Annotated in this window: 10 protein-coding genes; 2 read left to right on the forward strand and 8 right to left on the reverse strand. The window is 66.4% G+C overall.

Annotated features, from left to right (window positions below; translation table 11 throughout):
• Positions 1–15: 15 nt before the first annotated feature.
• The 3 genes from HMPREF2716_RS16050 to ycaC form a co-directional block, all read right to left on the reverse strand.
• Entirely contained in the window at positions 16–573 is a 558-nt protein-coding gene (locus tag HMPREF2716_RS16050) for an NAD(P)H-dependent FMN reductase (RefSeq protein WP_003082483.1), read from the reverse strand.
• Between the two features lie 28 nt (positions 574–601).
• Complete coding sequence (locus HMPREF2716_RS16055; protein ID WP_003140490.1) at positions 602–1,009, reverse strand: OsmC family protein; 408 nt, start codon at positions 1,007–1,009, stop codon at positions 602–604.
• Between the two features lie 142 nt (positions 1,010–1,151).
• Entirely contained in the window at positions 1,152–1,769 is a 618-nt protein-coding gene (gene ycaC / locus HMPREF2716_RS16060) for an isochorismate family cysteine hydrolase YcaC (RefSeq protein ID WP_003082476.1), read from the reverse strand.
• 300 nt (positions 1,770–2,069) lie between these two features.
• Between ycaC and HMPREF2716_RS16065 the strand changes: the two genes are divergently transcribed.
• Positions 2,070–2,984: a LysR family transcriptional regulator gene (locus HMPREF2716_RS16065; protein ID WP_003082475.1), complete on the forward strand. Its 915-nt coding sequence runs from the start codon at positions 2,070–2,072 to the stop codon at positions 2,982–2,984.
• 7 nt (positions 2,985–2,991) lie between these two features.
• Here the strand turns inward: HMPREF2716_RS16065 and HMPREF2716_RS16070 are convergent, their stop codons facing one another.
• The 5 genes from HMPREF2716_RS16070 to ddaR all read right to left on the reverse strand — a co-directional run bounded on the left by HMPREF2716_RS16070 (position 2,992) and on the right by ddaR (position 7,159).
• Positions 2,992–3,654, reverse strand: coding sequence for an O-methyltransferase (locus HMPREF2716_RS16070; RefSeq protein ID WP_003086626.1), 663 nt, complete (start codon positions 3,652–3,654; stop codon positions 2,992–2,994).
• A gap of 22 nt (positions 3,655–3,676) precedes the next feature.
• The gene (locus HMPREF2716_RS16075) at positions 3,677–4,210 is read right to left on the reverse strand and encodes a C40 family peptidase (protein ID WP_003082473.1); all 534 of its coding nucleotides are present in this window, start codon (positions 4,208–4,210) and stop codon (positions 3,677–3,679) included.
• A gap of 82 nt (positions 4,211–4,292) precedes the next feature.
• The gene (locus HMPREF2716_RS16080) at positions 4,293–4,910 is read right to left on the reverse strand and encodes a C40 family peptidase (RefSeq protein WP_003082470.1); all 618 of its coding nucleotides are present in this window, start codon (positions 4,908–4,910) and stop codon (positions 4,293–4,295) included.
• A 65-nt stretch (positions 4,911–4,975) separates the two neighbouring features.
• Positions 4,976–5,746, reverse strand: coding sequence for an NAD-dependent deacylase (locus HMPREF2716_RS16085; RefSeq protein ID WP_003112457.1), 771 nt, complete (start codon positions 5,744–5,746; stop codon positions 4,976–4,978).
• Positions 5,747–5,758: 12 nt separating this feature from the next.
• A complete protein-coding gene (gene ddaR / locus HMPREF2716_RS16090; protein WP_003112458.1) occupies positions 5,759–7,159 on the reverse strand; it encodes a transcriptional regulator DdaR in 1,401 nt (466 codons plus the stop codon).
• A gap of 210 nt (positions 7,160–7,369) precedes the next feature.
• Between ddaR and ddaH the strand changes: the two genes are divergently transcribed.
• Positions 7,370–8,134, forward strand: a complete 765-nt coding sequence (gene ddaH, locus HMPREF2716_RS16095) for a dimethylargininase (RefSeq protein WP_003086612.1) — start codon at positions 7,370–7,372, stop codon at positions 8,132–8,134.
• Positions 8,135–8,190 lie beyond the last annotated feature (56 nt).

The raw sequence follows: 8,190 nt of genomic DNA on the forward strand, positions 1-8,190 counted from the left end.
CCGGTGACGAGGCATTCAACCGCGCAGGCGGCGCACCCATAGCTGCAGGGCCTGCAACTGCTGCTGGATCAGCTCGCGCGCCTTGTCGTCGAGCAGCCGGCCCTGGGCATCGAAGGCGTTCTGCGCGCTGGAGATCATCACTTCCGGCTTGTTCAGCGGATGAACGTCGAGGAACACCAGCGTCTGGCGCAAGTGATACTGCGCCCGCGCGGTGCCGAAACGCCCGGCGCTGGCGCCGAGGATCGCCGCCGGCTTGCCGGAGAACGGCTGCTCCGGCGGCCGCGAGGCCCAGTCGATGGCATTCTTCAGCACCCCGGCCATCGAATAGTTGTATTCCGGGGTGGCGAACAGCAGCGCGTCCGCCGCGCGAATCTGCTCGCGGAAGCGTTCCACCGCGGGCGGGAAGCCGAGGGCGTAGACGTCCTCGTTGTACAGCGGGATGCCGGAGATGTCCGCCAGCTCGATGCTCATGCCCGGCGGGACCAGGCCGATCGCCTCCTGCAGCGCCGCGCTGTTGTAGGAGCCGCTGCGCAGGCTGCCGGAAATGCCCAATACCTTGATGTCGTCGCTCATGCCGTGCTCCTCGATGTGTGTGCGGGGTTCAGTCGCGCAGTTGGCTGCTGACGCTGACCTCTCCGGAGAGTACACGATGGATCGGGCAGGCATTGGCGATCTCCAGCAGGCGCTGGCGCTGCTCGGCATCGAGATCGCCGGCCAGGCGGATGTCGCGGCGGATATGGGTGAAGGGCTCCGGCTTGGTGCGTTCCTCGACGATGTTCAGTTGCACGTCGATCCCCTCCAGCGGCCACTCCTTGCGCTGCGCGTACATCGCCACGGTGATCGCCGTGCAGGCGCCCAGCGCCGAGAGCAGGATCTCGTGCGGCGAGGGACCGCTGTCGCCGCCGCCGAGGGCGGCCGGCACGTCGCTCAGCCACTGGTGGCTGTCGTCGCCGAGGGTCACGCGGTAAGGGGTGGCGCCGAGGGAAGCGTTGACGACCTGGGTAGCCATGGGGTTTCTCCTGTGCATGGGGGGCGTGCCGGAACCTCGGGTTCCGGCGAAGCGGCGTTCCGATGAAAACACCTGGACGGAAAACGACACAAGGCACCCGATGGTCGGAGTGCCTTGTGTCCGGGACAGCGGCGAAGCCGGCTTACTTCTTCGTGCCGAAGCTCTGGATCAGGTTGGCGTACGCCGGCAGGTGGCCGCCGAGGATGGCGCCGAAGCCTTCGATGTCGTTGCGCCAGTCGCGGTGCAGTTCGCAGCCGACGCTGAACCAGTTCATCAGTTGCGCGCCGGCGGCGGTCATGCGCGCCCAGGCGGCGTCGCGCACCACCGGGTTGAAGGTGCCGGAGGCGTCGGTGACGACGAATACGTCAAACCCTTCCTCCAGCGCCGAGAGGGTCGGGAAGGCTACGCAGACATCGGTCACCACGCCGGCGATGATCAGTTGCTTCTTGCCGGTGGCCTTGACCGCCTTGACGAAGTCCTCGTTGTCCCAGGCGTTGATGTTGCCGGGGCGGGCGATGTACGGGGCCTGCGGAAACATTTCCTTGAGTTCCGGCACCAGCGGGCCGTTGGGGCCATCCTCGAAGCTGGTGGTGAGGATGGTCGGCAGGTTGAAGAACCTGGCGATGTCGGCCAATGCCAGGACGTTGTTCTTGAACTCGTCCGGGCTGAAATCGCGGACCAGGGAGAGCAGGCCTGCCTGGTGGTCGACGAACAGCACCGCCGCATCGTTCTTGTCGAGTCGCTTGTAGGTGAAGGACATGGTGTTTCTCCGGTCTCGGGCGGCGTCCGTCGCCGCGCGGTGTGAAACGAAGCGCCTCCTGGGAGGCAAGCATGGGCGGTCTCGGGAGCGCACGCCGCCCATCAAGAGTAGTGACAGCGACAGCGATTTACCGCCCGGTAAAATGCGAAAACGGTGTTCTCGATACGAGAACAATGCCATTCCCCGGGCGCGCTACGCTTGCCCTGCCATTGTCTTTCCCGCACGTTCGACGCGCGCATCCCCTTACCAGGAGTTCTCCCGCATGCGACAGTCTGCCTCCCGATTGTTTCGAGATTCGCCATGAGCCTGCGCCTTGAAGACATACAGGCCTTCCTCAACGTGGTCGAGCTGGGCAGCATCAGCGCCGCCGCCGAACGCATGAGCCTGTCCAAGTCCGTGATCAGCAAACGCGTCAGCGACCTGGAGCGCCACCTCGGCGTGCGCCTGCTCTACCGCTCGACGCGCAACGTCGAGCCGACCGAGGCCGGCGGCTTCTTCTACAAGTCGGCCAAGGCCTCGCTGCAGGACCTGAACAACGCCGCGGAAAGCGTGGCCCTGCGCGAGAACGACCTGTGCGGGGAATTGCGGGTGATGGCGCCGATGAGCTTCGGCACGCTCTGGCTGGGGCCGCTGGTGATGGAATTCATGGCGCGCAACCCGCGCCTGGAAGTGGTCCTGCAACTGGACGACCGGATCGTCGACTTCGAGAAGGAAGGCTACGACCTGGCGATCCGCATCACCCGCCTGCAGGACAGCTCGCTGATCGCCCGCCAACTGGGCACCAGCCGCCGGGTAGTGTGTTGCAGCCCGGAATACCTGGAACGGCACGGCCCGCTGCAACGCATCGAAGACATCCTCTGCCATCCCTGCATCGGCTACAGCCACAACACCCCGTCGCAGCTATGGAGCTTCGAGCCGCGGGTGGCCGGCGAGCCGGCGCGGATGATCACCCCGCGCGGACGCTTCAACACCAACAACGGCCAGACCATGCGCGACGCCGCGGTGCGTGGCCTGGGCCTGGCGATGCTGCCGCTGTTCATCGCCGCCGAGGACCTGGCCGCCGGCCGGCTGGTCGAGGCCCTGCCGCAGGAGCGGCCGCTGGACGACCTGATCTACGCCATGTATTCGCGAGCGGCAACCCTCTCGCCGAAGGTGAAGCTGTTCGTCCAGTTTCTCCAGCAGGCCCTGGGCAGCCCGCCGTGGGGCGTGCGCTGAGCCTCGCTCAGCGCTTGCGACAGACGCTCAGCCCGTCGCCGATCGGCAGCAGCGAGTAGTCCACCCGCGCGTCGTTCTTCAGCGCCAGGTTGAGCTGCTGGATGCCGCGGGTATCCGCACTCTTCGGCTGCGCTTCGAGCACCCGGCCGCTCCACAGCACGTTGTCGAAAAGCACCAGCCCACCCTGGCGCACCAGCGCCAGCGCGGCCTCCAGGTATTCGGGGTAGTTGGCCTTGTCGGCGTCGATGAAGGCCAGGTCGAACTGCCCGGCCAGGCCTTCGTCGAGCAACGCACGCAGGGTTTCCAGGGCGGGCCCGAGGCGTAGCTCGATGCGCTCCTCGACAGCGGCTTCGCGCCAGTAGCGGCGCGCAGTCAGGTGGTAGTCGCCGGGCAGGTCGCAGCAGGTAAGACGCCCCTGCTCGCCAAGGGCGGTAGCCATGCACAGGGCGCTGTAGCCGGTGAAGGTCCCGACCTCCAGCGCCCGCCGCGCGCCGATCAGGGTCAGCAGCAAGGCGATGAACTGGCCCTGCTCGGGGGCGATCTGCCAGCGTGCGTTGGGCAGCTTCGCGGTTTCCTCGCGCAGGCGGGTCATCAGCGGGGTTTCCCGCAGCGAAACGTCCAGCAGGTAGCGATAGAGGTTGTCGTCGAGATTGAGGGTGCGGGTGGTCATGATGGCCCCGGACCTCCCCGCCTCAGGGCACCCGCGCCAACGGCGACGGCGCGACCAGCACGCGCTTGGCGTCCAGGTACGCGCGTTGCCAGTAGCTGTTCTGCAAGCTGTCCAGGCGCACCGTGCCGCCGGTGCGCGGCGCATGCACGAAGCGACCCTCGCCGACGTAGATGCCGGCATGGCTCACGGTGCGACCACCGGAGGTGGCGAAGAACACCAGGTCGCCGGTCTGCAGGGCCTGCACCGGCACGCTGGGCGCGCGCATGGAAATCATCTCGCGGGTCGAGCGCGGCAGCTTGATGCCGGTCATGTCGCGGTAGACGAAGTTGATCAGGCCGCTGCAATCGAAGCCCGAATCGGGCGTGTTGCCGCCCCAGCGGTAGGGCGTGCCGACCAGGCCGAGGGCACGGAACAGCACATCGTCGGCGGCGGGCGAGAAATTCGTCGCCGGACGGAATACGACCTGTTTGGCGGGCGCGGGGGGCGGCGCTTTGCTGGCGCAGGCGGTAAGCAGCGCAGCAAAGGCGAGGATCGAGAATCGGGCCAGTGCATGCATGGTGGAAGCCTTCCTGGTGAGGAATGCTTCCACTTTGCTACGACAAGGAGTTAAACGCAATACTTAAAGTAAAACTTTAAGTTTAGCGCTTGCTCGTCAGGGCATCCTTGTAGCCGGGTTCGAGCACCCGCTTGGCTTCCATGTAGCTCAGGCTCCAGTAGCTGGAGTCCAGGCTGTCCACCCGCACCCCGCCGCCGCGACGGCTGGCGGAATGGATGAACTGGCCATCGCCGATGTAGATGCCGGCGTGGCTGACGCGGCCACGGCCACGGTTGTTGAAGAACAGCAGGTCGCCGGGCTGCAGCTCGTCCTTGGAGACCAGCGGTACGTCCATATCGATGAGTTCGCGGGTGGAGCGCGGCAGCTTGATGCCGGCCTCCTCGCGGAACAGGTAGCCGACGAAGCCGCTGCAATCGAAGCCTTTCGCCGTCGTACCGCCGAAACGGTACGGCGTACCGATCAGTTCGAAAGCGCGCTCGAGGATGCTGGACGCCAGCGCAGGCGTACCAGCCGATGAATTGTCCGCCCCTTCGTCCTCAACATCCTGCCAAGCGATCGCGTCGCGTTCGACGTCGATGCTGCTCTTGGCTGCGGTCGGCTCTTTGGCGACCTGCGGCTCCGGCGAATGGCTGGCGCAAGCGGCCAGCAGCAGAACGAAACTCATGGGCACGAGGGGTGCTAAGCGTTTAAGCATGGGCACGACCGTGTCTCATTAGTTTTACTAGCGGGCTAATTTGCCTTCTCGATCAATCCTATGCAAGTTTTTTATCGATAAATGTGACTTACCACCTGCGGCATGATGTCTAAGGCTCGTCCTGTCATTTTCACATCGACCCGCTCGCTGAGGTCGGTCACGCCAGGATTCACCTCCGCGGTGAAGCCTCCCGCCTGCCGCGTGCGCAGCACCGGTTCGACGATATAAGGGAAGCTCGCGGTGGTTCCCACCACCAGCACCGCATCGAAGCCTTTGCGCAATTCGCGGTACAGGGTATCGATCGCCTCTTCCGGCAACATTTCCTCGAACAGCACCACCGGCGGCCGCAGCACCCCACCGCAAGCGGCGCAGCGCGGCGGCAACTGGCCGTGCAGATGCTCCTCCAGGCCGCCGCTCTCGGCACCGCAGGACTGGCAGTAGAGCGGCGCCAGTTCGCCATGGATCTCGATCAGCCGCTCGGCCGGCGAGCCGGCCTGGCGATGGAAGCCGTCGATGTTCTGGGTCAGCACCCAGCATTCCGGCTTGTGCTTCTGCAACTCGGCGATGGCTTCGTGGCCGGCGTTGGGTCGGGCCGCCAGGCAAGCCTTGCCGAGTTCCGCGAGGTACTTCCAGCACAGCGCCGGATCGCGCCGCAGCATCGGTCCGGAAAGTGCCGCCTCGATCGGCAGGCCCTCTTCCGTGCGACCGTTGTAGAGACCGCCTAGGCCGCGATAGGTGGGCATACCGGAATCCGCGGAGAGGCCGGCGCCAGTGATGACCAGGATGCGTTCGGCGCGCCGCAGGGCCTGGGCGACGGTGGCGATCGGGCTGTGGCTGTCCATGGTTGGCTCCTGTCAGGCTGGCGGATCGAGGGAAGCCGGCAAGCCGAGCCGGCGCATGCGCCCGAGCAGGGTCGTGCGCGGAATCCGCAACCGGGCGGCGGCCCGGGAGAGATTGCCGCGCGCCTGGCGCAAGGCGTCTTCTATCAGGTTGCGCTCCTGTTGCGCCAGCGCCTCGCGCAGGCCTCCGACCGCCGCGCTGTTCATCGAGAGCGCGGCCTCGCCGCCCACGGCCTCGGCGCCGTCGTCGGCGAACGCCACCTCATCCAGCAGTGCGCCGCCCTCCCCGTGCAGCAACAGGCTGCGCCGGATCACGTTTTCCAGTTGCCGGACGTTGCCCGGCCAGTCGCAGGCCAGCAACTGCGCCAGCGCCCGCTCGCCAAGAGCGGTGACACGCGGGTTGAGGCTGCGCGCATCGCGACGGACGAACGCCCGTGCCAGCAGTTCCACATCGCCGGGGCGCTCGCGCAGCGGCGGGATGCACAGGCTGCCCACGTCCAGACGGTAGTACAGGTCCTCGCGCAGGCGTCCCTCGGCGATCGCCTGGCGCGGCGGCTGGTTGCTCGCCGCGATCAGGCGCACATCGGCCCGCTGCGGGCTCAGGCTGCCCAGAGGCAGGTAGCTGCCGTCCTGCAGGACCCGCAGCAGCTTGCTCTGCATGGCCATCGGCATGGAATTGATCTCGTCGAGGAACAAGCTGCCGCCCTGCGCCAGGGCGAACATGCCCTTGCGGTTCTCGGCGCCGGTGAAAGCGCCGCGGGTGGTGCCGAACAGGGTACTTTCCAGCAGCGTCTCGGGAATCGCTGCGCAGTTCAGGCTGATCATCGGACCGCTGCGTCGCGGGCTCAGGGCATGGGCGCGACGGGCGAACAGTTCCTTGCCGGTGCCGGTCTCGCCATGGATCAGCAGCGGCAGGTCGGTGGCCGCGAAAACGTCCAGACGCTGCAACTGCCGCAGCAGGCTCGGCGCCACGCTCAGGATGTTCGGGCAATCCGCCAGGCCTGCGGCCTCTTCGGTCTCGGCGACGACTTCGCCGAGCTCCATCGCGCCGAGCAGGCAACCGTCGCGCCCGCGCAGCGGGATCGCCCGGTGGCGATACTGCAACAGCTCGCCGCCGGCCCCCACGTAGGCCTGCAGCGTATCGATCGACGGCCGCCCTTCGGCCAGGCAACGCAACAGCGTGCTTTGCTCGGCCGCCAGCCAGGGAGCGCTCTGCAACAGGTGCATACCCAACGCCCGCTGCGGGTCGAGACCATCGAGCAGGCCGCTGGCACGGTTGTAGTAGACGAAGCGACCGGAGGGGTCGACCACCGTGACCGGTTGCCGCAGGCCGTCGAAAATCGGCGCCAGGCAGTCCACCAACCAGGCCAGTTCACCGCTTCGCGTGGAAATCGTCGGCTCCTCGACAAGCGCCATGCTCTCCCCCTCGGTTTCCCGGATGTCGAAATCTCGTCAGTTGACCCATCTTCGACGCAGCGCGACCGAGCATCCTTGGCGTGGATCAACCAAGCCCTCGGAAAACCAGGAAAATCCTCCGATTTATCAAGGATTTCCAAGGCAATTCCCGGGCGTTGGCTGGCGCGTGGCTTGCAACGACCTCGTCGTCCCCACACGAGGAAAATCGTCATGTTCAAGCACATCATCGCTCGCACGCCCGCCCGCAGCCTGGTCGACGGCCTGACCTCCAGCCACCTCGGCAAGCCGGACTACGCCAAGGCCCTGGAGCAGCACAACGCCTACATCCGCGCCTTGCAGACCTGCGACGTGGACATCACCCTGCTGCCGCCGGACGAACGCTTCCCCGACTCGGTGTTCGTCGAGGACCCGGTGCTCTGCACCTCGCGCTGCGCCATCATCACCCGCCCCGGCGCCGAATCGCGGCGCGGCGAGACCGAGATCATCGAGGAAACCGTGCAGCGCTTCTATCCGGGCAAGGTCGAGCGCATCGAGGCACCCGGCACGGTGGAAGCCGGCGACATCATGATGGTCGGCGACCACTTCTACATCGGCGAATCGGCCCGCACCAACGCCGAGGGCGCCCGGCAGATGATCGCGATCCTGGAGAAACATGGCCTCAGCGGCTCGGTGGTGCGCCTGGAAAAGGTCCTGCACCTGAAGACCGGGCTCGCCTACCTGGAACACAACAACCTGCTGGCCGCCGGCGAGTTCGTCAGCAAGCCGGAGTTCCAGGACTTCAACATCATCGAGATCCCCGAAGAGGAGTCCTACGCCGCCAACTGCATCTGGGTCAACGAAAGGGTGATCATGCCCGCCGGCTATCCCCGGACCCGCGAGAAGATCGCCCGCCTCGGCTACCGGGTGATCGAGGTGGACACCTCCGAATACCGCAAGATCGACGGCGGCGTCAGTTGCATGTCGCTGCGCTTCTGAACCATGCCGCGGCGGACCGACCCGCCGCCTCCCGCCGTCGCACCCCGGCGCAGGCT

This window comes from Pseudomonas sp. HMSC076A11 (assembly GCF_001810205.1).
GTDB lineage: Bacteria > Pseudomonadota > Gammaproteobacteria > Pseudomonadales > Pseudomonadaceae > Pseudomonas > Pseudomonas aeruginosa.